We start from the raw sequence: 22,225 nt of genomic DNA on the forward strand, positions 1-22,225 counted from the left end.
AGGCAATCTAACTCTCCAGGCCTCCGCCGTGCCGCAGGAAACCGACGAGAAAAGCGCAGACTCCGTGGTAAGAGTTTCTTCCCGACGCCCTGCGCGATTGCGCAAGAGAAGGGGAACACTGTAACGTACGCGGCAGGACTGGCAGGAATTTGGAGCCCGCGCAGGGCTATGCGTGCCAGACTGTAAACGGACAACCATGGAACGGAAAAAAAAGTCCATCAAACATCCGAAATCAAACAAGAGCCCCGGGAAGAAGAATACGACAAGCCGCAGCACGCACGCATCCACGCAAAGCACGGCTGTCGGATCGAGGGACCTGATCCCTGGAGAACAAGCCCGGTTGATCGAGGACCTGAGGACTCGCGGCATCGATCTCGACATGCAGAGCGAGGAGCTCAGGGCAATCCGGGCGGAGCACACCAGGCGAAAGAGAGCCGAGGAAGAGCTGCTGCGCAGTGAGGCCATCCTGAAACAGGCCGGACAAATGGCGGGCCTCGGCGCCTGGGACCTGAAGATCTCGAACTTCGACGACCTCAACGCCAACCCGCTGAGCTGGTCCGATCAGGTGTACCGTATTTTCGGCTACGAGCCGGGTGAAGTGGCTGTTACGAATGACCTGTTCTTCCAGCGGGTCCATCCCGACGACCGCCGGAAGATCAGCGATGCCGTCTCCCGGGCGATCGCCCTGAAGCAGCCATACAGCATAGAGCACCGCATCATCCGGCCTGACGGCGTGGAACGAGTTGTCTTGGAGCATGCTGAGATCATGTTCGATGACAGGGGCCGTCCGGTTCGCATCATCGGCGCGGTCCAGGATGTCACCGGACGCAAGCGGATCGAGGAGTCGCTGCGCGCCAGCGAAGAGCGCTACCGCTCCTATGTTGAAGTTACCGGGCAACTGGGCTGGACGACCGACGCCAAGGGAGCTGTCGTGGAAGATCTTCCCGCATGGCGGGCATATACCGGACAGACCTTTGATGAGATCAAGGGCCTGGGATGGTTGAACGCACTTCACCCGGACGACCGTGAGGAGGCGGCGCTGAAATGGGAAAAGGCCGTGTCGGAAAAAAGCAGCTACGAGGCCGAATGCCGCTTTCGGCGGTACGACGGGGTTTACCGGTATTTCCTGGACCGCGGTATCCCGGTGTTCCGCGAGGATGGCAGCATCCGGGAATGGGTGGGGACGTGCACTGATATAACCGACCGGAAACAGGCAGAGGAGACGCTCCGGCGGGCCAATGAAGACCTTGAAGCGCGCGTCCGGGAGAGGACAGCCCGGCTGCTGGAGCAGACCCGGATCCTGGAGTCCTTTTTCCGGCACACCCAGACCTGCCTCGTGTTCCTCGACTGCGACTTCAATTTCATCCGGGTCAACGAGGCCTATGCCCGCGCCTGTTCACGCCCGGTTTCGGACTTCATCGGCCGCAATCATTTCTCGGACTATCCTTCCGATGAGCTCAAGGCAAGGTTCCAGAAGGTCATCGACACCGGGGAGCCCTACGCCGCTTTCGGAAGACCCTTCGTCTTCCCCGACCACCCGGAACGGGGTACGACATACTGGGACCTGTCCGTTGCTCCCATCACCGGCGTCGACAACGAAGTGGAGCTCCTGATCTTTTCGCTGGTCAATGTCACTGAGCGCAAAGGAGCGGAGGAGGCGAACCTCCGCCTCGCCGCTGCCGTGGAATCCGCCGCGGACGGCGTGGTCATCACCGATGGGGCGCGGGGGATGATCCAGTACGTCAATGGCGCCTTCGAGCAGATCACCGGCTGGTCCCGCGACGAGATCCTGGGCCGCACCCTGCACCTGCTCGACAGCGGCCGCCATGATGAGCGGTTCTATGCGGACCTCCGGGAATCGCTCAAACGCGACGGCGTCTGGCGGGGCAGGCTCATCAGCCGGAAGAAGGACGGGACCCTGTACCACGAGGACACCACCCTGGCGATGGCCCGGGACGCCGGGGGAAAGGTCGTCAACTACGTGTCGGTGAAGCGCGACGTGACCGAACGGCTCAGGCTCGAATCCATCGCCGAGGCGGTCAATACCATGGACAGCATCGGCTACATCTTCGCCGGCCTCAGGCACGAGATCGGCAATCCCATCAACTCCGCGAAGTCGATCCTGTCCGTGCTCCGGCACAAGGTGGATACGGCATCGCCCGAACGCGTGGGCAACTATGTCGACCGCGCCCTCACCGAGATCGGCCGCGTCGAGACGCTCCTGCAGCATTTCAGAAACTTCAATCTCTATGAAACACCCAGGATCCAGAAGCTGGACGCGGCGTCCTTTCTCGGCAAGCTCCGGGACCTGCTCGGCGAAGACTTTGCGTCGAAGGGCATAGCTCTTTCGCTCCGGATCGGGCCGGGGGCGGAATGGATCACGGCCGATCCCCGCGCGCTCCACCAGGTGCTGCTGAACGTCATCACGAACGCGGTTGACGCGGTCGAGGGCCGCCCTGACCCGCGCATCGACATCACCGCGATCGCGCCGGCCGGACAGACCGTGATCCGCGTGGCGGACAACGGGCGGGGCATGACCGCGGAGCAGCGGCAGAGCCTTTTCAAGCCGTTCTACACCACGAAGCCGCGCGGCACCGGCATCGGCCTCATGATCTCGCGGAAAATGATGGCAAAAATGAACGGTACGATCGAGATCACGAGCGTCCCGGACCAGGGGACGACGGTAGACATCTCCCTGCAGGAGGTGACGCATGGCTCGTGACAGCAAGAGGACGCTCCTGATCATCGACGATGAAGAGACGTTCTGCATCGCGGTGAAGGATTACCTCGAGAGCGATGCGCTCATGGTGATGACCGCCCATACCGGAGCGGAGGGGCTGGCCGTCTGCGCGCGGATGCAGATCGACATCGTCCTGCTGGACCAGCGGCTCCCGGACGGCAATGGTTACGACCTCGTCCCCTCTATCCTCGGCAAGAACGACCAGGCAAAGATCATCTTCATCACGGCCTATCCCTCCTTTGAAAACGCCAGGCAGGCCGTCCGCGCGGGCGCTCACGATTACCTGTCGAAGCCCCTCGACCTGGAAGAGCTCAAGACCGTGGTCGACTCCCTGCTGCACACCCTGGACCTGGAGCAGGTGGCGCAACTGCACGCCTATGAGCAGGACCGCGAACGGAGGGCCGCCGTGCTGATCGGCGGCGGTGGCGGGCTCGCCGGGATCATGCCGCTGATGGAATCCGCTTCGCGGTCCGGCGCACCGGTCCTCATCACCGGAGAAACGGGGACGGGCAAGAGCCTTGTTGCGAAAATGATTCACTTCCAGAGCACCCAGTCCCGCGCGCCCTTCGTCAGCATCAACTGCGCCACCCTGCCCGAGAACCTCGTCGAGTCGGAGCTCTTTGGGTATGAGCGGGGGGCGTTTACCGGGGCTGTATCCGCAAAGAAGGGGCTCTTCGAAATGGCCGACGGCGGGACGATTTTTCTGGACGAGATCGGCGAAATGCCGCTCCAGCTTCAGTCGAAGCTCCTGCACGTCATTGACGACGGCGAAGTGCGGCGACTGGGCGGCACGGCGTCAAGGAATGTGAAGGTCCGCGTCATCGCCGCCACCAATGCCGAGCTGAAGAGCAGCCTGGGCAGTACCTTCCGCAAGGACCTCTACTACCGCCTGGGAGTACTCCAGATTCACATGCCTCCCCTGCGGGAACGGAGGCAGGACATTGCGTCCCTGTGCGATTACCTGTTGAAGGAGTTTCCCGGGGGGAAGCTGCTGTCCATCCCGGATGACGAGATGGCTCGTCTCACGGCATACGACTGGCCCGGCAACATCCGGGAGTTGAGGAACATCCTGGAACGGGCATTTCTCATGCGGCACTCGGGCGAACTCCGGCCTTCTTTGCTCCTGGATCGCCCCGCAGAAGCGGCGAAGCCCGCGTTTCACCCGGGAGAGACATTGCCGGAGAGTACGGGCATCACGCTGGACGAAGCTGAAAAGCGGGCAATTGCCGATGCCCTTCGCAGGCATTCGGGGAAACTGAGCAGGACAGCCCAAGCCCTCGGGACGTCTCTTTCCACTTTGAAAAGACGTATAAAGAGGTATGGCCTCGGCAGGGAAACGGGGCCATACTGACCCTTCAAGTTGACCCCGCATTGCTCCCTTTGAACTTCTCTTTTTTTTCCTCCGATTGTATTCTGAATAAAATCAAAGCCAAAAAAAAGGCACACGGTTTGCTTTTCCATGAAAGTATGTGCATTCTTATCACGAAATGGTCCGCGGCTGGACTGAGGCTGGAATGTGCATCCCGGATAGCCACCAGGTCCTGAAGGCGCGGTTTTCTGCCGGCCTGATGTGGTCATTATGATATTCAATTATCCGGAGACATCCCGCAATGCCTGTTCCTCGCTGCAAGGAGCGAGCCATGAACTGTCCCTTTCTAAGTCAAGACGACTTCAAGCCCTGCGCAGCCACCGAAGAGCGATACGTACCCAGCGAGTTTCAGAGGGACCAGTACTGCACCGGCAGATGGCACACCCTTTGCCCCTTTTATCGCATTCGACAGCAGGGAGGATGGCGGAAGCCTCAGACGGCTGGGCCGATATCCGAGCGTGAAGGGGCAGTGCGCACGCAACGGCTGGCTGCGGCCCCGGGTATTGAGCAGAAAACAGGAAGCTCCGGCGGGAGGTGCTCATGAACATGACCGAATTCAGCAATCCAGATTTAGTCGTTGTTTCGCCGCCGAGAAGAGCGGAAAGAGCCTCAGAAGGATGGAAACGGCCGGCTTCCTGGAACGGGAAGTGGGTCCTTCTCATGGACGACGACCAGATGGTGCGGCATGTCGCAGCCATCATCCTCGAGTCCGGCGGCTACCGGGTCCTGGCTACCGCAGACGGCCGGGAGGCCGTGGCCGAATACCGGTGCATGCTGGGAGAGGGCGGGGCATTCGACGCCGTCCTGCTCGACCTGAGCGTGCCCGGGGGAATGGGCGGCAGGGACACCCTCCGGCAGCTCCTCGCCATCGATCCCCTCGTGAAGGCCGTGGTCGTGAGCGGCAGCACCTACGATCCGGCCTTCGAACGGTTCGCCGACTTCGGCTTCTGCGCCGCGCTTGCGAAACCCTATTCCGGGGAAGACCTCCTTCGCATCGTCGGGTCGGCGATAACGGCACCCCGGCCAAAAGGTCATGAGCTGCCCCTGGAGAGACTTGAACAGGGCGGCAACACAATGAGCGACAATACGGGACCGTGAAAAAAATACCCGGGGGTTTCTTTAACCGCAAATCGGAGGCGCAGAAGGTCATGATCGTGCATGAAAGAGGCGCACAGCATCCATTCTGGCTGGTGCGGAGTGAAGGGCCGAAAACCGTTCTGATCGTGGACGACGAGCCGGAGCAACTCTCACTGTTCTCGGAGCTTCTCCGCGAAATCGGTCTTCGCGTCGTCACCTCCACGAGCGCACAGGCAGCCGTCGCCGCAGTCCGCGCAGGGACCCGGATCGACCTGGTCATAACCGACCTGAAGATGCCGGGGATGAGCGGCCTTGATTTCATCGAAGTCTTCCTTTCTATTCTCCCCGATGTCCCGGTGATCGTACTGACGGCACAGGGAGAAATCGATGCCTATTTCAAGGCATTCAGCCTGGGCGTCTTTGCATTCATAAACAAGCCGGTCGTCAAGCGGGAACTTGTCGGGGTCGTAAAAGCGGCCATCGGGATCACAAAACCAAAGCCGGCAGCGTCAGAGGCGAGGGCGGGGATGTCATCCAACGGGGCGGGGCAGGAACTCGGTCAACCGAGGAATGTTCCCTGAGCCGGAAACGTCACGCCGGCGGTTTTCGAAGGCTGACCGCGTGATGTCCAGTCTACTTTCGAATCGGACCGGACAGCCACCCGCGACCGGTCGCTGAATGAGCCTTGACGAAGCATCCGGGCTTCCCGGGGTGAGCAGGGAGTCCCGAGCTTATTCACGGACGGGAGAGAAACCATGAGGGGACAGTATGCCCCAAAACAGGAACAGTCGTCAGCGACCTCCGGCGGAGGCGCGAAAACCGTGCTGCTTGTGGATGACACGGTCGAAGACCTCTCGGCAATGTCGGAGATCCTGCAGAGGCTCGGCCTCCTCGTCATCGCCTATGACAATGCGAATTCGGCTCTCTTTACGATCCGGGAAGGGGTCGGGATCGATCTCGTGATCAGCGATCTGCGGATGCAGGTAATGGATGGTCTTGATTTTGTCGAGGCACTAAGGCGCAGCCTTCCCAATGTTCCGGTGATACTGCTGACGGGCCACGGAGACGTTGAATCCTATTTCAAGGCATTCAGCCTCGGCATTTTTGAATACCTCTTGAAACCCGTGGACAAGGCGGTTCTCAAGCGGGTCATCCATGCGGCCTTCGAGCAGAAGCTGCGGGGACAGGCCGCGACGGGTGGAGAAGAGAGGGAGGCCGGGCCGGCAGGGGATGTTCCGGAATAGTTCCGGCAGGACCGATGGACCCGCTACCTGGATGACGTGATAGGGCGGAAGCGGGCGAAGCAACGGTTAGCGATGATGGTTTTGCAAAAAGTCCCCATTGCTGTCATTGCGAGGAGCGGAGCGACGCGGCAATCTCGATTTATCAGCTGATCCGCAGTACGAGATTGCTTCGCTGCGCTCGCAAAGACGGCTTTCCTGACATCTTACGGATATCATCGATACAAGTTAGGGCGGATGAAATGAGCGGTTGCAGGAAATGCCGGGCAATGACCTGGGTCACGAACATGATGCCTGTGCTGCTGCGGATGGAGAAGGGGAATTCTGCTTGAATGGTGCCGAAGGGGGGACTCGAACCCCCACGGGATTGCTCCCACTGCGCCCTGAACGCAGCGCGTCTACCAGTTCCACCACTTCGGCATAAGACGCAACGAAGTGTAATAATAAAGACAAGGGGGCTGATTGTCAAGGATATTTTGACGCATCATGCAGAGATGACGAGGATGCACAGGTCGTGACGCATACAAATCTGTAAGATCAGCGTGACTCTTTCAATTGATCCTTGCCTCATAAAATCCTTTCCAGAAGCCTGTCCTTGATCAGTGTCCTTTGCAGCCGTTCTTGTCAGGCACATCCCGCAGAAAAAACCTCCCCTGCCTTTTCTTCTTTCGCCGGATCCCTCTACGGCTGTTCAAAAGACCGCCAGAGAATTGTTCATGCAGTTTTTAATTCCAGTTCATCCAGCAGCGCTGCCTGGGCTGGATTGATCTTCGGTCTGGCCTCCGCGATGGTGAACCATGCCGCTCTGTCCACTTCCGGGAATTCCTGCACCCTGCCCGAGTTCGGCGGCCATTCCAGGCTGAACGTATTGCTTACGATCGTATCCGCGTCACATCCCCCCTGCACGGCCCAGGACAGGACGATCTTCCCGTTCTTCTGCTGCACAGGTGACAACGGCAAGAAGGAACCTGCTGGCCTGCACCCCGTCTCCTCTTCGAATTCGCGCTTTGCTGCGGCAAACGCGTCTTCTCCTTCATCGAGTTCGCCCTTCGGGATAGACCAGTACCCGGCGTCTTTCCCCGTAAAATAAGGACCACCCGGATGCACGAGGAAGACCTCTGTCTTCAAGTTTCTTTTGCGATACATCAGAATGCCAGCGCTGGTCTTGTGTATCATGTGTCCCTTTCCCCTGATGATGAAATTCTAGCATCCGGGCACGACCTTCACAAGAACCGGCCCGAACGATTCGTACCATACGATAGAACTAAAGGTGCACGCGCATCAGCCGGTATCAGTCGCCAGTGATAAAATTGAATCGAACGCAATGTTTTACCGGGGAACCGGTCATCAGAAGAAGGAGATGAACCATGAAAGCAGTAACCATCAATAAATACGGAGGCAACAACGTTATTGAGATCAGGGAGCTGTCCCGGCCCAGACCCAGTCTTTCCGAGGTGCTCATCCGGGTCCGCGCGGCAGGAGTCAATCCCGTGGACTGGAAGATCCGGGACGGCATGCTGCGGTCCATGCTGGGCCAGTCATTCCCCATAGTCCTCGGCAGGGAATGCGCGGGAGAGGTCGTGGAAACGGGTACGGCGGCGAAACTGTTCAAAGAGGGAGACCAGGTAATCGCCATTACTCATATGCTGAAACCCGGGTCCTTTGCAGAGTACGCGGTCGCACCTGAGCAAACGGTCTATCCGAAGCCTGCGAATATCTCGTTCGAAGAGGCGGCATCGATCCCGATCGCCGGTTTGACCGCGCTCAGGTCTCTCCGGGACGCCGGGGAGATCAGCGCGGGCAAGATGGTGCTCGTGGTCGGCGCGGCCGGCGGCGTGGGGCACTTTGCAGTCCAGATCGCGAAGGTCTTCGGCGCGACGGTCACGGGTGTCTGCAAGGGAGAGAACGCGGCGTTCGTGAAAGGCCTGGGAGCGGACGAAGTCATCGACTATACCCGAGAGGATTTCACCCGGGGGAAGGAGCGCTATGACATCATCTTCGACGCCGTAGCGAAGCGGACCTTCGAGGAATGCAAGGATGTTCTGACGCCGAACGGCATCTATATCAGGACGCTTCCCAATGCCGGCCTGACGGAGGAGGCTGGCAAAAAAGCGAAAGGCGTTCCGGGCGGCCCAACTCCGGAAGACATGGACTGGATGAAGGACCAGATCGAGGCCGACAGGATCAGGATCGCCATAGACAGGGTCTATTCGCTTGACGAGGCCAGGGAAGCCTTGGCATACAGCGAAGCGGAGAGGGCGCGGGGAAAGATTGTGTTGAAGGCCGCCTGAGGGAACAATCTCGAGACAGGCCTGAGAAGAGAGAAACACGGCCAACGATAAAGGGGATCTTTCCTTGTCCTTTCCAAAGCGGGGAATGACGAAAAAAGATTCGCCGCCCTATATCCTGATTTCGGCTCCCGTGGCGGGAAACCCTGAAGTGCCCTGCACGATAATCCTCTGCATCGCTCCCGCATGCCCGCGTTCGGCCAACAACGCAGCGTGTGTCTAACCGATAAATGCACCCTCCTTGTGACGAATTTGACTTGTCCGGTAATCTCTGGAAGTCTTCCCTCTTCTCATAGAGTTTCTTCAACGCTCCTTCTCTAGTGCTGTATTTGAGATAGATTCCCCAATATTTTGCTACTTTTGTTGCAGTATTCGCAAAAATAAAAAAAGTAAATTGACTCCTCGGGCAGACTATGCTATTAAGGAAGGCGTTGCTCGTATGATATCAGGAAACAAAGGGGCCGGGATGCGAAGCAGAATCTTCACAACGATACGGTTCAAGATGGCTGTCTTTATCATCGTCCTCCTCCTGCTCACCGCCTCTATCTTTTCCCTGCTCACGATCCAGACCATGAACCGTCATATTCTCGAGGAAGTCCTGAAGCGGGCGGAATCCCTCTGCAGGAGCACGGCCGCCCTTGCGCCGTACAGCATTCTTTCGGGCGACCTCCTCGGCATCGACAACATCGTCACAAAGGTGAAGGACGTGAACACCGACGTGGAATTCGTCGCGGTCACGGATGCGGACAGGAAGGTCCTGGCCCACACCGACCTCGCGAAACGGGGCACATTCCTGCACCCGTCCCAGGGTGATGCGCTCAAGCAGAGCGAAGACGGCACCCGCATCATCGAAGTGCACGGCGCGTCTGGCGATTCATTTGAGATCGGCACGCCCGTTCTGTTCCAGGGCAAAAGGATCGGCAGCGTCGTCATCGGCGTCAACGAATGGGTCCTGCTCCATACGCGGGCCGAGACCCGGCGGGGGATCATCGCGGGGCTGGGCATTACGCTGGTCCTGGGCATCGGGTGCATCCTCGTGCTTTCCTCGTTCGTTATCCGGCCCATCAAGGAGCTGTCCCGGGGCGTCGGAGAGCTGCACGAAGGAAAGCGGTCGAGGCTCAAGGTCTATTCCTACGACGAGCTTGGCAGCCTGACGCAGAGCTTCAATCGCATGGCCGAGCTCATCACAAAACAGAAGGGCTCGCTCGCCGCCTCGGCGCGGGAGCTCGAGGAGGCCTACGTGTCCACAGTCAAGGTCCTTGCCGCCGCGATCGACGCGCGCGATCCCTACACGCTCGGGCATTCCACGAGGGTTTCCCAGTGGGCGAAGAAGATCGGCGAAGCGCTCGGCCTCGGCCATCTGGAGCTGGAAGACCTCGAAATCGCCAGCCTGTTCCACGACGTCGGGAAGCTGAAGACCCCTGATTTCGTTCTGCTCAAGGAAGGACAGCTCACGCCCCTGGAACGCCACGAGATGGCCGTTCACAGCGATCACGGTGCGGCGATCCTGAGCAGGGCAAAATCGCTGCAGAAATACATCCCCGCCGTGCGGCACCACCATGAGTGGTACAATGGACAGGGATATCCCGACGGTCTCCGCGGCGATGACATTCCCCTGCACGCCGCGATCATCGCCGTCGCCGACTCCTTTGACGCGATGACGTCATCGCGGCCCTACAAGCAGCCCCGCACGCCGGAAGAGGCGCTGCGCGAACTGGACCGCTACGCGGGGAGGCAGTTCGACCCGCGCATCGTTGCAGCGTTCCGCGAACTTATCGAAAGCGAGCCCGAGCTTGCCGAGCAGGTTCCCGGGATTGGTTGAAAAAGGAGGGAGCGTGAGCATGGCCGCATCGTCCGTAGTAAGAGCGCTCACCTGTCTTGTTCTTGTCGTGCTGGCATCGGCAGCTTGCGCGCCCGCCCACCGGCATCCCCCTTCTCTGTCGCAGGACACGAAGGCCATCGCCGACACGGACAGGATGGCGCAGAAACAGGTTGCCCTGGGCGCCTATGGAAAGGCCCTCGCAATCTACTCAACTGCTTACGATAAAAAACATATTCGGGGGCTGCGTCAGGGATATCTCAATTTGGGGGAGCAGATCAGGGCAGCGTCGGATGCCGCATACCAGAGAGGGGAGCTCCTAGAGGCGGGGCTTGCCTACCGGATGATATTCGAGAGCGGTATAACGACGCGTGATTTCGCCCCGTCGCTGTCTTTTGACGATGACTACCTCAACAGGCACATCGAGGCCTGTTCCAATGGCCTGATCGAGATCGGTCTTACCAAGTACCGGGAAGAAAAGCTCGATGAGGCCATCGAGGTCTGGAAAAAGGTCCTTGACTTCGACCATGGCAACAAACACGCCAGGAGCGCCATCGATACCGCCACGGTCCAGCTCCAGCGGCTTAGAGCCATGAAGTAGCTTTTCCTCCGCCAGCCGCTTCGAACTTTTTCTGTTTAAAATCCGCCTGCTCTTTCTTCGCGAAGAGGGTAAAGGTCTGGTCCTGCAGGAAGTCGAAGGAACGGACTTCCGAATAGCCGGCCTTTTCCATGGCACTCACGATGGCATCCCGCGAAGTATGGTGGCCGAAGAGAGAGACAAAGCCGAAGCCCTTCTTCTTGTGTTCTATGATCGCGACTCTTCCGCCCGGCTTCAGATGCTGATAGAGATCGGCGAAGTAATTCGCCGGTTCATGCAGATGATGGAACACATTCCGGGCGAAAACGAGATCGAGGCCGGCTTTCGGCAGGTCCAGCGCGGTCTCACCGGCCAGTACGAATATGATGTTCTCGAACCCTGCCCGCTCTGACCTTCGCCTGATGAAATCCAGGTACTTCTTCTTGACATCAACGGCGTAGATACGCCCGGTCTTGCCTGTCCTCCGGGCAAAGGCGAGCGTAAAATAACCGCCTCCGGAACCGATGTCCGCGATCGCCAGGCCTTCCCGTATATGGAGTTCTTCCAGTATCCCTTCCGGCCTGCTCCGTGCAGACGACGCCTCCCTGTTCAGCATGTTCAAGAAAAGAGAAGTAAACAGAGAACGACTCCCGATGCACCGCTCGAATAAAAAGGCCGGCAGGAGAATTCTCCCTGCCGGCCCGCTGCGTTCCTCGTGAAAGGAAACTCCGCTTAATACATGCCGCCCATGCCGCCCATACCGCCCATGCCGCCGGGCATTCCACCGCCGGGCATCCCGCCACCCTTTTCTTCAGGCAGATCGGTGATCATGACTTCCGTAGTGAGCATGAGGCTCGCCACGGAAGAGGCATTCTGGAGCGCGGACCGCGTCACCTTGGTCGGGTCGATGATGCCGGCCTGGAGCATGTCAACATACTCTTCCTTCTGTGCATCAAAGCCGTAGTTCGGCTTATCTGAAGACTTCACCTTGTCCACGATTACCGACGGCTCGAGTCCGGCGTTGTTCACGATCTGGCGGATCGGCTCTTCAAGAGACTTCTTGATGATATTAACGCCGATTTGTTCGTCGCCGGCAAGCTTCATTTTGTCCAGAACCGGGATACAGCGGAGCAGCGCAACGCCGCCGCCGGCCACGATGCCCTCTTCCATGGCCGCGCGGGTCGCATGCAGTGCATCCTCAACGCGAGCCTTTTTCTCTTTCATTTCCGTCTCTGTTGAGGCCCCAACATTAATGACCGCAACGCCGCCTACGATCTTGGCAAGCCGTTCCTGGAGCTTCTCTTTGTCGTAATCCGAGGTCGTTTCAGCGATCTGGGCCTTGATCTGCTTCACGCGTCCCTGGATCCCATCGGTCTTGCCCGTGCCCTCGACGATGGTCGTGTTGTCCTTGTCCACGGTGATCTTTTTGGCGCGGCCAAGGTCGCTGATCTTTACGTTCTCAAGCTTGATGCCCAGGTCCTCGGAGATGACCTGGCCGCCGGTCAGGATAGCAATGTCCTCGAGCATGGCCTTGCGGCGGTCGCCGAAGCCCGGCGCCTTCACTGCGCAGATCTGGAGCGTGCCCCTGAGCTTGTTCACCACGAGGGTGGCCAGGGCCTCGCCTTCCACGTCCTCTGCAATGATCACCATGGGCGCGCCCATCTTTGCGGTCTGCTCCAGGATCGGGAGCAGGTCCTTCATGCTCGAGATCTTCTTCTCCGAGAGCAGGATGTAGGCGTTCTCGAGAACGGCCTCCATCTTCTCGGCATTGGTCACGAAATAGGGGGAGATGTATCCGCGGTCGAACTGCATGCCCTCGACCACGTCGAGGCTCGTGCTCATGCTCTTTGCCTCTTCCACGGTAATCACGCCGTCCTTGCCCACCTTGTCCACGGCCTCGGCGATCAGTTTGCCGATGGTCTCGTCGCTGTTCGCGGAGATGCTGCCGACCTGGGATATCTCTTTCTTCTCATTGACCGGCTTGGACATCTTCTTCAGGTTTTCGATGACGGCCGCGACGGCCTTCTCAATGCCGCGCTTCAGGTCCATGGGGTTTGCGCCGGCCGTGACGTTCTTCATACCCTCGCGGTAGATGGCCTGGGCCAGCACCGTCGCTGTCGTGGTTCCGTCGCCGGCCACGTCCGAGGTCTTGGAGGCGACCTCGCGCACGAGCTGGGCGCCCATGTTCTCGTAGGCGTCCTTGAGCTCCACTTCCTTTGCCACGGTCACGCCGTCCTTGGTGATGGTCGGCGCGCCGAATTTTTTGTCGATCATGACGTTGCGTCCCTTGGGGCCGAGCGTCGCCTTGACGGCGTCCGTCAGGACGTTCACACCCTTCAGAATGCTCGCCCGCGCATCCTGGTCAAACAGAAGCTGCTTTGCCATATAATTATCCTCCTCAGGAATTCAATTTTTCAGAATTAGGAACTGCTTCGCCGGGACTTATGCCAGCACGCCCAATACGTCTTCTTCCTTCACGATCAGATACTCGATGTTGTCGATATTGATCTTGGAGCCCGAATAGCGGTCGAACAGGATCTTGTCCCCGACCTTGAGTGACTTCACTTCGGAGCCGATTGCCTCGACCTGCCCGCTCTGCGGCTTCTCTTTTGCGCTGTCAGGAATATAGAGGCCTCCTGCGGTCTTTTCCAACTCCGCGGTATAGCTCACGAAAACCCTGTCCTTCAACGGCTTGAACTTTACGCTCATCTTGCAACTCCTTTCTTGTCGATATTAAATTTGCACTTGATGACTACAAAACTATTGTACCACAGGTTAGCACTCATTTGTGGCGAGTGCTAATATATTGACCGGCCTCAAAAAATGCAAACCAGATTATGAGCAATTATTGGCAGATTTACCGAGAATTAACCAGAATTTTTATGTTCTTGAGGTGTAATCTGATATTTTTGTAAAAAAAAGAGCAGGACAAATAGTCCCGCTCTTTCAACTAATTAAGAATTACCTTGGCTGGGTGATCTTTATTTTTCCTTCTGCTCACCCGTTATCTTGGCTGCCACGGGTATGCTTTTGAATACATCTTCGGCCTTGACCGCGGTCTTCAGGATCTCTAGCGCCTTCTGGATCTGAATGTCGTCCTTCTCGTCCTTGGGTACGACCTCCATGGTCAGATCGTCATCTCCCGCGCCGTGCTCCTTCTTTTTTTTCTCTTCCTTCACCGTGTCATTCTTCAGGTGACGTTCAAGGTCTTTTTCCCGGACTAGCACATGCACGGACTCGCCGTCCTTCGGCTCCTTCACGGTCGGCAGCTTCACTTCGATGTCGGGGGTGATGCCGACATTCTGGATCGAACGTCCGCTCGGCGTGTAATACTTGGCCGTAGTAAGCCGGATGCCCCCCCCGTTCTCGATGGGGAACACGGTCTGCACCGAACCCTTTCCGAAAGTCTGCGTGCCTACGATCACTGCCCGTTTGGAGTCTTGGAGCGCTCCGGCCACGATCTCCGAGGCACTGGCGCTGCCGGTATTGACCAGAACGACGATGGGGTAGTTGCGCGGGGGCTCAGAACTCGCGGTCAGATAGTCCTTCCGATCCGTCTTCTGCCTCCCCTGAAGGTACACGACAAGACTGTCCTTGGGCAAGAATTTGCCGCTCACGTCGACGGAAGCGTCAAGGATGCCTCCGGGGTTGTTCCGCATGTCGAGGACCAGTTTTTTCATGCCCTTTGCCTCAAGCCCCTTGAGCGCCTTCTCGAGTTCTTCGGTGGTCTGACCCTGGAACTGGATGATCTTGACATAGCCGATCCCGGGATCGAGCATCTTCGATTTGACGCTCTGGACCTTGATAGTATCCCTCGTGATCTTGAACTCTTTCGGTTTGTCCCATCCCTCCCGCTGGATCAGGAGGCGGACCTGCGTGCCCTTCGGACCGCGCATCTTGTCCACGGCCTGGTCGATCGCCATGTCCCTCGTCCATTCGTCGTTTATCTTGATGATCTTGTCGCCGGCAAGCAATCCTGCCCGGTCGCCGGGCGTGTCCTCGATCGGGGCAATGATCGTGAGCATGGCGTTCTTGATCCCGATCTGGATCCCGACGCCGGTGAATTCGCCCTTGATGTCGAGGCTCATTTCCTTGAACGCGCGCTCGGCCATATAGGACGAGTGCGGATCAAGGCCGGCGATCATGCCCCGGATCGCACCCTCGATCAGCTCCTTCGAATTCGGGTTCTCGACGTAGTTCCGCTTCACCAGTTCCAGCGCCTGCGTGAACGCCTTCAGGTCCTCATAGGTATCCGACCGGGACTGGGCCGCCTCCTGGCCGATAAGGATACCCGTCGTGAGCAGGACGAGCGTTCCCGCCAGCAGGAGCACGAACGCCGTCAGTAAAAACTTCTTTTTGTTGATTTTGATCATGTCGCCTTCCTCCGTGAATAATTTCATCTCTTCTCTCCGTTGTCACCGCTTTGCAAGCCACAGGAGCGGGTCCTGGGCTTCGCCGTTCCGGCGCATCTCGAAATATAATTTAGATCCCTTCAGGCTGCCCGTATCTCCGGCCAGCCCGATCACCTGGCCCTTCAGCACGCGGTCCCCCTTGTTGAGATCCAACTGTGACAGGTTGCCGTAGAGCGTGTAGAACCCCGGGGCGTGCTCAATGATCAGGAGCTTGCCGTAGCCCTTGTACCAGTCGGCGAACGCGATCCGACCCTCGCCCACGGCACGGACCGGCTCTCCCTCGCGGGCCGCGATCTCGATCCCCCTGCGGAACACCTTAGTCTTGAACTGGGGATGTAACTGCATGCCGAACCGCGTGAGCACCCGTCCTTCAACCGGCCAGGGCAACCGTTCCCTTCCGCGTCCTGCACTGACGGGCGGAGGGGAGGAAGACCTGACCTTCCTCTCGTCCTCCGACCTCCTGATCATGGCCCAGAGATTCGCGGAGGCTTCTTCCAACTCGTGGAGCATCTCCCGGGAGATGTCTTTTTCCTTCCGAACCGAGGCGAGCAGCACCGCCTTCCTGCGCTTTCTCTCCTCCAGTTCGCTTTTCTTGCCCTCGATCGCCCGTTTGCGTGCGATCAATCCCGCCCTTTTCTCCGACAGCTCCGCCTGCTTCCGTTCGAGGGTGGCCAGTGTGTTCCCGTATTCCCGCATGATCGTCCGGTCGCGGTCGGCGATCATGCCCAGGTATCTGATGCGCTTCAGCGCGCTGCCATCGGCAGTAGAGAAGAGGAATGATGCGGCAGAGCCGTTCCTGCTCATTTTATACAAGGCACGGAGCCGGAGGGCATACAAGCGCTTCTGATCGGCCAGCTCCGCGGTGATCGCAGAACTGTTCTGTTCCACGCCCTTCAGCGACAGTTCGGCTTCCTTCAGCTTCTTGTACTGCTCCGCCAGATCGGCCTTGCCCTCCTGCACCTGGCGGTCGATACGGTCAAGATCGCCCAGGATTGAGCGTTCCTGCTTGTCCGCCCGCGCAACGGCTTTCTTCTTCTCACCCATCTCCCGCTTGATGCGCTGCAGCTCTTTTGTGTTTCCTGTCGTGTCTGCGGCAGCCGGGAACGGCGAGACGATGCCGAGAGTTACCACGGCGGTGAGAAGAAAAAGAATGAAACCTTTCATCATCCTGTTCCGGCTATGCCGGCATCTGCGATTTATCCCGAAGGCGCCTGTCGGGAACATAAGTATAAACCCTGCTGCCGATCATCTTCGGGAATAATGGCGGAACAAATGTCCGCCTTTCCAAATTTCTACGTGTCCCTATTCATCGGTCGTAAACACCGTGCATTCGGGTCATTCCAGGAACTTCCCGACCGACACCTGCGCTCCAACGAGACCCAGAAGGCCGCCGCCCGCAACCATATATGCTACCACCGGCAAGGGCAGAAAATCCAGTCCGTTCGGCCGCGAAAGGAACTGGATGAGGTCCCGGGGAAGAGCATAAAACAGCGCCGCCAGCACGCCAATGGCCAGCGCCGTGCCGAGCATGGCGAGCATCATTCCCTCGATCAGGAAGGGGCCTTGTATAAAACCCCGTGTAGCGCCGATCCATTGCATGAGTTCGATCTCCTGCCCGCGCGAGTAGAGCGCGAGCCGGACCGAATTGGATATGATGAAGACGACGGTCACGCCAAGCAGGACCGCAAGGGCAATCCCGCCATAGGTGATCACCGTGAACAGGTTTGCCACGAACCGGGCGCCTTCCTTCCCGTAGGAGACTTCTTCGACGCCGGGATAGGCGCCGAACTTTTTCGCCATGGCCTCGAGCCTGTCCGCCTCGGCGAACCGGCGGTCGATGTTCACTTCGAAGGAATCGGGTAGGGGGTTCTCCCCCAGCCCCTGGATCAGGTGCTCCTGACCTTTGAGTTCCTTCCGGAACTGCGTCAGCGCCTCGGCCTTGGGAAGATAGGTCACTTTTCTGACGCCGGGTTCGGCCCTGAGCCGATCCTGCAGAAAGTCGCGCTCCGGTGCCGTTAGCCCGTCCTTCAGGTAGACCGATACATCGAGACGGTCCCCGGCAGCGCTCACGACGGTGTGGAGGTTGATGAAAGCGAGGAGAAAGAACCCGACGATCAGCATGGCCATGCTGATCGTCCCCACGGCGAGCAGGTTCACCACGCTGTTGGATCGGAGGCCGCGAAAAGCCTCGGAGATATAGTAGAAGAGACCATACCCTTTCATAATGAACCGCTAGGCGCAGGGGGCATGGAACCGGGCGTCGTCGTTACCGTTACGCTTTGTGCTCCATGTTCTGTGCCTTCTTTCCTGCCTGCCTGCCATCGTCAGTCACCTTGCCCCGCTCCATCGTAATGATCCTGCGCTGCATCTTGCGGACCGTTTCCCAGTCGTGCGTCGCCACGACGACCGTCGTGCCTTTCATGTTGATGTCCCGGAACAGGCGGAACACGTCCTGCCCGCTCTGAGGGTCCAGGTTGCCCGTCGGTTCGTCGGCAAGAAGCACGAGCGGTTCGTTCACCAGTGCTCGCGCGACGGCGACCCGCTGCTGTTCACCGCCAGAGAGCTTCGGCGGCGTAAGCCGCATCTTCGAATCCATGCCGACCTTCTTGAGCACCTGGTAGGCCCGCCGCTCGATCTCGCCATAGGGCGCCCCCACTACCTTGAGGGCAAGAGCGATGTTCTCGAACACCGTCTTGTGAGAAAGGAGCTTGTAATCCTGGAAAACGAACCCCATGTTGCGCCTGAGGTAGGGAATACTCGACGGGCTGAGCCTGAAGGTGTTCAGGCCCTGGATGATGATCTGGCCTTCATCGGCGTGCTCGGCGCAGAAGAGGATCTTGAGGAGCGTTGTCTTGCCCGCGCCGCTGGGCCCGGTGACGAAGACGAATTCCCCCTTCTCCACCGAAAAGGTGACCTCGCGGAGGGCGGGAACGCCTTCATAGGATTTTGTCACGCGGTAAAGCTGGATCATGGAAAATCAAATCCGGAACACGAATCGCTCGATCCTGAACGGTCTTCCCCTTTGTGTCTTGACGATTCGAATAAAATGTCTCGAATTTCGAGCCGTGGATTATTTATGACTTCGTGCTCCGCTTCTTTGCGAGCACGCTTTTTACCGCCGTTGCGATGTCAGCCGCCGAAAGGCCGAAGTGCTTCATGAGCCCCTCGCCCTCGCCCGAGGTGCCGAAGGTGTCCTTCACGCCGACGCGCACGAGAGGCGCGGGGAAGGATTCCGCCAGGACCTCGGCCACAGCTCCGCCCAGCCCGCCGATGATCGAGTGCTCCTCCGCGGTGACGATCGCTCCGCACCGCTTCGCCGCGCTGACCACGGCCTCAGCGTCAAGCGGCTTGATCGTGGACATGTTGATGACGCCAGCATCTACCCCCTCGGCTTTGAGCAGGTCGCGTGCCTTCATCGCCTCGGCCACCATGATGCCCGTCGCGATGATCGCCGCGTCCCTGCCCTCGCTGATGATATGCGCTTTGCCTATCTGAAATTTGTAATCTTCTCCGCACACGGTCGGCACTTTGTTCCGACCCGTCCGCACGTAGCAGGGACCCTTGTATTCCGCGACCGCCTCGATGGCCTGCAGCGTCTCGGGTCCGTCGGCCGGCACGATCACGGTCATATGAGGGATCACACGCATGACCGCGATGTCCTCGATGGCCTGGTGGGAACCGCCGTCCTCGCCGACGGTCACCCCGGCATGGCTTGCCACGATCTTGACGTTCAGGTTGGGATAACAGATCGACTGCCGCACCTGCTCCCAGGCCCGGCCGGTCGCGAATACGGCAAAGGTGCTCACAAAGGGGAGCTTCCCGCCGAGCGCCAGGCCCGCCGCGGTGCCCATCATGTCCTGCTCCGCGATGCCGATGTTGAAAAAACGGTCCGGAAAGACCTTGGCGAACTTCGCCGTCTTGGTTGAGCCGGACAGGTCGGCATCGAGCACCACCACATCATTTCTTTTTTTCCCGAGGCTGACCAGCGCATCCCCGTAGGCATCTCTCGTCGCTACCTTGCTCACGATTACCCCCCTGCGAACCGATAAAATATGACCAGGAGACGCGGTGACAGCGAGACATGAGCTCGGATATTTTCTCCTCATCGCCCCTGTCTCCAGCTCTCCGCGTCAGCCTTTTACTTGCACACTGCCTGCTCCAGCTCCTTCATCGCGATCTCGAGCTCTTCCTTCGACGGGGTGGTGCCGTGGAACTCCACCTTGCCTTCGAACACCCGCGAACCCTTGCCCTTGACCGTGCGGCAGACGATCATCGTCGGCCTGCCTTTCACTGTCTCGGCTGTGTCGAGGGCCCCGACGATCTTCGCCATGTCATGGCCATCGATGTCGATCACTTCCCACCCGAATGCGCGCCACTTGTCGGCGATCGGCTCCACACCCATCACCTTTTCCACGGGTCCATCGATCTGCAGCCCGTTGTTGTCCACCAGGGCGCAGAGGTTGTCGAGCTTGTAATGGGCCGCGGTCATGGCAGCCTCCCAGACCTGTCCTTCCTGGAGTTCGCCGTCTCCCAGGAGCGCGTAGACGCGGTTGCTGGTCTTGTCCAGCTTATGGGAAAGGGCGAGGCCGTTGGCCACAGACAGACCTTGTCCCAGTGAACCCGTCGATATCTCGACCCCCGGAAGGTATTTGCTATCGGGGTGCCCCTGGAGGCGGGAGCCGATCCTGCGAAGGGTGCAGAGCTCGGCCGTCTCAATGAACCCGGCATGGGCGAGCGCGGTATACAGGAGCGGCGCCGCGTGCCCCTTGGACAGGATGAAGTGATCGCGGCCATTCCAGCCTGGATTTTTCGGATCGTACTTCATTTTGTAGAAGTAGAGCGCCGTTGCGATGTCGGCAGCCGACAGGCTGCCGCCCGTGTGGCCGGAACCGCAGTCGGTCAGCATCTTCAGTATGTCGATGCGGATCCGTCTGGCCTTGTCTTTCAGAGTTGTTAACTGCTGTTCCGTGACCGCCATGCAATTATCCTCCTGAGCTTTCCCTGGTAGGGTGAAGGTGAGGGGCATTTCCCATTTCCCGGAGAGCCGGGCTCCCGGGGTGCTTCTTCCGGAGTGTCCTCCGGGCGGGTTAAGAAGGTTCTTCTATTTCCGTTGCTGCCGTTCCCGTTGCTCCTGCGCGAGAAAATCGAGAATGATATCGTCCAGACTCTTTTCCTGGACCGGTTCCGGGGCGGGCGGCGCTGCCACCCTTACAGGCGGAGGCGCCGCTTCCGGTGCCGCGGCAGCCGGTGCGGCGGGTGGCGGCGAATAAGCCGCTTCGTGGGGGGCACGGTCGACGTTGAGCCTGCCCTGCATGAGTTCCCGGATCATCTGCTTGTGCTGTTCCATCATGAGCTCACGTACGACTTCCTCGAGACAATCCGCCTTCAGAATGTCGGCGTAGCTCGTCTTGCGCGAAGCAAGGATCGCTCCCTGAAAATACAGCAGCGAGGTGATGAAGGGGCTGTTGATTCCGCCGTCCTCGGTCTGGCAATGGTATACCTTGCCCTGAAACTTAAAATCGGTATTGTAGCCCGTGAGCATAAGTGACGTATTATACAAACAGGAACTCCAAGTTGCAAGACTTTTTGCTTTTACTGCCCGCTTTTTGGCTTGACTTGGCTCGGGACCGCTTTTATACTGCACGACACGCAAAGGCACGAGCGTAGCGTGCCGGGGAGGCCGTGAAAGACCATGAGTTTCGAATACGTACGTGAAATACCGCAGCCGAAAGCCATCCTGGACGCGATGCCGCTTTCCGCTGACCTGGCAGCTGTCAAGAAAAAGCAGGACCAGGAGATCAAGGCCGTCTTTGACGGAACGTCGCACAAGCTGGTCCTCATCATCGGTCCCTGCTCTGCGCATGATGAGGAGGCCGTCTGCGATTACATCGCGCGGCTCGCGAAAGTGCAGACAACTGTTAAGGACAGGATCATCATCATCCCGAGGATATACACGAACAAGCCGCGCACGACCGGGATCGGGTACAAGGGCATGGCGCACCAGCCGAATCCACAGGAGGAACCGAACATCGTCGAGGGTATCAAGGCCATCAGGAAAATGCACATACGCGCCCTCACGGAATCACACCTTTCCGCTGCCGACGAAATGCTCTATCCCGGCAACTACCCGTACCTGGAGGATGTCCTGAGCTACGTTGCCGTCGGCGCTCGCTCCGTCGAGAACCAGGCGCACCGCCTCACCTGCAGCGGCCTCGATATTCCCGTCGGCATGAAGAACCCCACGTCGGGCGACTTCGAGGTCATGTTCAATTCGGTGCAGGCCTCCCAGGCGCCGCATCTCTTCAGCTACAACCGGTGGGAGGTCAAGACGTCGGGGAACAACCTTACGCACTGCGTGCTCCGCGGCGCCGTTGATTATCACGGACTGAACATCCCCAATTACCACTACGAGGACCTCATGATGGCTGCGGAGTCCTATAAGAAAAAAAGGCTCGTGAATCCCGCCATCATCGTGGACACGAACCACGCCAACTCGAACAAGAAGTTCGCCGAGCAGCCGCGAATCGCCAAGGAGGTCATGCGCAGCCGCCAGCATTCGGCGCTGCTCAAGGACATGGTGAAGGGCTTCATGATCGAGAGCTTCATCGAGGAAGGCAGCCAGAAGGTGACGGACAATGTGTACGGCAAGTCCATCACCGACCCTTGCCTGGGGTGGAAGGATTCGGAAAATCTGATCCGCGA

20 protein-coding genes and 1 tRNA gene are annotated in these 22,225 nt (G+C 58.8%); 9 read left to right on the top strand and 12 right to left on the bottom strand.

What is annotated here, in order from left to right; genetic code table 11:
* Window positions 1–196: 196 nt before the first annotated feature.
* The 5 genes from VL197_13115 (at window position 197) to VL197_13135 (ending at window position 6,430) form a co-directional block, all read left to right on the top strand.
* The gene (locus VL197_13115; GenBank protein ID HUJ18918.1) at window positions 197–2,722 is read left to right on the top strand and encodes a PAS domain S-box protein; all 2,526 of its coding nucleotides are present in this window, start codon (window positions 197–199) and stop codon (window positions 2,720–2,722) included.
* Window positions 2,712–4,091 carry a sigma-54 dependent transcriptional regulator gene (locus VL197_13120; protein ID HUJ18919.1) on the top strand — a complete coding sequence of 460 codons (1,380 nt, stop codon included), beginning with the start codon at window positions 2,712–2,714 and terminating at the stop codon, window positions 4,089–4,091. Before VL197_13115 ends, VL197_13120 begins: the two co-directional genes overlap by 11 nt.
* A gap of 558 nt (window positions 4,092–4,649) precedes the next feature.
* Window positions 4,650–5,207 carry a response regulator gene (locus VL197_13125; protein ID HUJ18920.1) on the top strand — a complete coding sequence of 186 codons (558 nt, stop codon included), beginning with the start codon at window positions 4,650–4,652 and terminating at the stop codon, window positions 5,205–5,207.
* Window positions 5,204–5,767, top strand: coding sequence for a response regulator (locus tag VL197_13130; protein HUJ18921.1), 564 nt, complete (start codon window positions 5,204–5,206; stop codon window positions 5,765–5,767). The genes VL197_13125 and VL197_13130 overlap by 4 nt, the downstream gene beginning before the upstream one ends.
* 174 nt (window positions 5,768–5,941) lie before the next feature.
* Entirely contained in the window at window positions 5,942–6,430 is a 489-nt protein-coding gene (locus VL197_13135; protein ID HUJ18922.1) for a response regulator, read from the top strand.
* Between the two features lie 330 nt (window positions 6,431–6,760).
* Here the strand turns inward: VL197_13135 and VL197_13140 are convergent.
* Window positions 6,761–6,847: transfer RNA gene (locus VL197_13140), tRNA-Leu, on the bottom strand.
* A 294-nt stretch (window positions 6,848–7,141) separates the two neighbouring features.
* A complete protein-coding gene (locus tag VL197_13145) occupies window positions 7,142–7,603 on the bottom strand; it encodes an NUDIX domain-containing protein (protein HUJ18923.1) in 462 nt (153 codons plus the stop codon).
* 191 nt (window positions 7,604–7,794) lie between these two features.
* On the opposite strand from VL197_13145, the gene VL197_13150 reads away from it, so the two are divergent.
* From VL197_13150 to VL197_13160, 3 genes are all read left to right on the top strand, one after another.
* Window positions 7,795–8,718 carry an NAD(P)-dependent alcohol dehydrogenase gene (locus VL197_13150; protein ID HUJ18924.1) on the top strand — a complete coding sequence of 308 codons (924 nt, stop codon included), beginning with the start codon at window positions 7,795–7,797 and terminating at the stop codon, window positions 8,716–8,718.
* A 463-nt stretch (window positions 8,719–9,181) separates the two neighbouring features.
* On the top strand, window positions 9,182–10,537 hold the full coding sequence (locus tag VL197_13155) for an HD domain-containing phosphohydrolase (GenBank protein ID HUJ18925.1): 1,356 nt from the start codon (window positions 9,182–9,184) through the stop codon (window positions 10,535–10,537).
* Window positions 10,538–10,550: 13 nt separating this feature from the next.
* The gene (locus tag VL197_13160; protein HUJ18926.1) at window positions 10,551–11,135 is read left to right on the top strand and encodes a hypothetical protein; all 585 of its coding nucleotides are present in this window, start codon (window positions 10,551–10,553) and stop codon (window positions 11,133–11,135) included.
* On the opposite strand, the gene VL197_13165 is transcribed toward VL197_13160, so the two are convergent.
* From VL197_13165 to VL197_13210, 10 genes are all read right to left on the bottom strand, one after another.
* Window positions 11,119–11,727 (bottom strand): methyltransferase domain-containing protein, encoded by a 609-nt coding sequence (locus VL197_13165; protein HUJ18927.1) that lies wholly within the window; start codon window positions 11,725–11,727, stop codon window positions 11,119–11,121. The genes VL197_13160 and VL197_13165 overlap by 17 nt on opposite strands.
* A gap of 116 nt (window positions 11,728–11,843) precedes the next feature.
* A complete protein-coding gene (gene groL / locus VL197_13170) occupies window positions 11,844–13,496 on the bottom strand; it encodes a chaperonin GroEL (protein HUJ18928.1) in 1,653 nt (550 codons plus the stop codon).
* Window positions 13,497–13,553: 57 nt separating this feature from the next.
* Window positions 13,554–13,820, bottom strand: a complete 267-nt coding sequence (locus VL197_13175; GenBank protein ID HUJ18929.1) for a co-chaperone GroES — start codon at window positions 13,818–13,820, stop codon at window positions 13,554–13,556.
* 272 nt (window positions 13,821–14,092) lie between these two features.
* Complete coding sequence (locus VL197_13180; GenBank protein ID HUJ18930.1) at window positions 14,093–15,511, bottom strand: S41 family peptidase; 1,419 nt, start codon at window positions 15,509–15,511, stop codon at window positions 14,093–14,095.
* A 15-nt stretch (window positions 15,512–15,526) separates the two neighbouring features.
* Entirely contained in the window at window positions 15,527–16,690 is a 1,164-nt protein-coding gene (locus VL197_13185) for a peptidoglycan DD-metalloendopeptidase family protein (protein HUJ18931.1), read from the bottom strand.
* A gap of 168 nt (window positions 16,691–16,858) precedes the next feature.
* Entirely contained in the window at window positions 16,859–17,746 is an 888-nt protein-coding gene (locus VL197_13190; GenBank protein HUJ18932.1) for a permease-like cell division protein FtsX, read from the bottom strand.
* A gap of 49 nt (window positions 17,747–17,795) precedes the next feature.
* On the bottom strand, window positions 17,796–18,494 hold the full coding sequence (gene ftsE, locus VL197_13195; protein ID HUJ18933.1) for a cell division ATP-binding protein FtsE: 699 nt from the start codon (window positions 18,492–18,494) through the stop codon (window positions 17,796–17,798).
* Between the two features lie 103 nt (window positions 18,495–18,597).
* Complete coding sequence (locus tag VL197_13200; GenBank protein ID HUJ18934.1) at window positions 18,598–19,551, bottom strand: transketolase family protein; 954 nt, start codon at window positions 19,549–19,551, stop codon at window positions 18,598–18,600.
* 110 nt (window positions 19,552–19,661) lie between these two features.
* On the bottom strand, window positions 19,662–20,501 hold the full coding sequence (locus VL197_13205) for a transketolase (protein ID HUJ18935.1): 840 nt from the start codon (window positions 20,499–20,501) through the stop codon (window positions 19,662–19,664).
* Between the two features lie 123 nt (window positions 20,502–20,624).
* Window positions 20,625–21,083 (bottom strand): hypothetical protein, encoded by a 459-nt coding sequence (locus VL197_13210; protein ID HUJ18936.1) that lies wholly within the window; start codon window positions 21,081–21,083, stop codon window positions 20,625–20,627.
* Between the two features lie 132 nt (window positions 21,084–21,215).
* Here VL197_13210 and VL197_13215 point away from each other — a divergent pair.
* Window positions 21,216–22,225 (top strand): 3-deoxy-7-phosphoheptulonate synthase (locus tag VL197_13215; GenBank protein ID HUJ18937.1); only part of this gene is annotated, 1,010 nt, incomplete at its 3' end.

It is taken from the genome of Nitrospirota bacterium, from assembly GCA_035516965.1.
Taxonomy (GTDB): Bacteria; Nitrospirota; UBA9217; order UBA9217; family UBA9217; genus MHEA01.

Excerpts from the sequence above, each read along its gene's own strand:
- VL197_13145 (HUJ18923.1), bottom strand. The coding sequence starts at position 7,603 with ATGATACACAAGACCAGCGCTGGCATTCTGATGTATCGCAAAAGAAAC.
- VL197_13180 (HUJ18930.1), bottom strand. The coding sequence starts at position 15,511 with ATGAAATTATTCACGGAGGAAGGCGACATGATCAAAATCAACAAAAAG.
- VL197_13155 (HUJ18925.1), top strand. The coding sequence starts at position 9,182 with ATGCGAAGCAGAATCTTCACAACGATACGGTTCAAGATGGCTGTCTTT.
- VL197_13115 (HUJ18918.1), top strand. The coding sequence starts at position 197 with ATGGAACGGAAAAAAAAGTCCATCAAACATCCGAAATCAAACAAGAGC.
- VL197_13125 (HUJ18920.1), top strand. The coding sequence starts at position 4,650 with ATGAACATGACCGAATTCAGCAATCCAGATTTAGTCGTTGTTTCGCCG.
- VL197_13150 (HUJ18924.1), top strand. The coding sequence starts at position 7,795 with ATGAAAGCAGTAACCATCAATAAATACGGAGGCAACAACGTTATTGAG.
- VL197_13135 (HUJ18922.1), top strand. The coding sequence starts at position 5,942 with ATGAGGGGACAGTATGCCCCAAAACAGGAACAGTCGTCAGCGACCTCC.
- VL197_13120 (HUJ18919.1), top strand. The coding sequence starts at position 2,712 with ATGGCTCGTGACAGCAAGAGGACGCTCCTGATCATCGACGATGAAGAG.
- ftsE (HUJ18933.1), bottom strand. The coding sequence starts at position 18,494 with ATGATCCAGCTTTACCGCGTGACAAAATCCTATGAAGGCGTTCCCGCC.
- VL197_13190 (HUJ18932.1), bottom strand. The coding sequence starts at position 17,746 with ATGAAAGGGTATGGTCTCTTCTACTATATCTCCGAGGCTTTTCGCGGC.
- VL197_13175 (HUJ18929.1), bottom strand. The coding sequence starts at position 13,820 with ATGAGCGTAAAGTTCAAGCCGTTGAAGGACAGGGTTTTCGTGAGCTAT.
- VL197_13205 (HUJ18935.1), bottom strand. The coding sequence starts at position 20,501 with ATGGCGGTCACGGAACAGCAGTTAACAACTCTGAAAGACAAGGCCAGA.
- VL197_13185 (HUJ18931.1), bottom strand. The coding sequence starts at position 16,690 with ATGATGAAAGGTTTCATTCTTTTTCTTCTCACCGCCGTGGTAACTCTC.
- VL197_13165 (HUJ18927.1), bottom strand. The coding sequence starts at position 11,727 with ATGCTGAACAGGGAGGCGTCGTCTGCACGGAGCAGGCCGGAAGGGATA.
- groL (HUJ18928.1), bottom strand. The coding sequence starts at position 13,496 with ATGGCAAAGCAGCTTCTGTTTGACCAGGATGCGCGGGCGAGCATTCTG.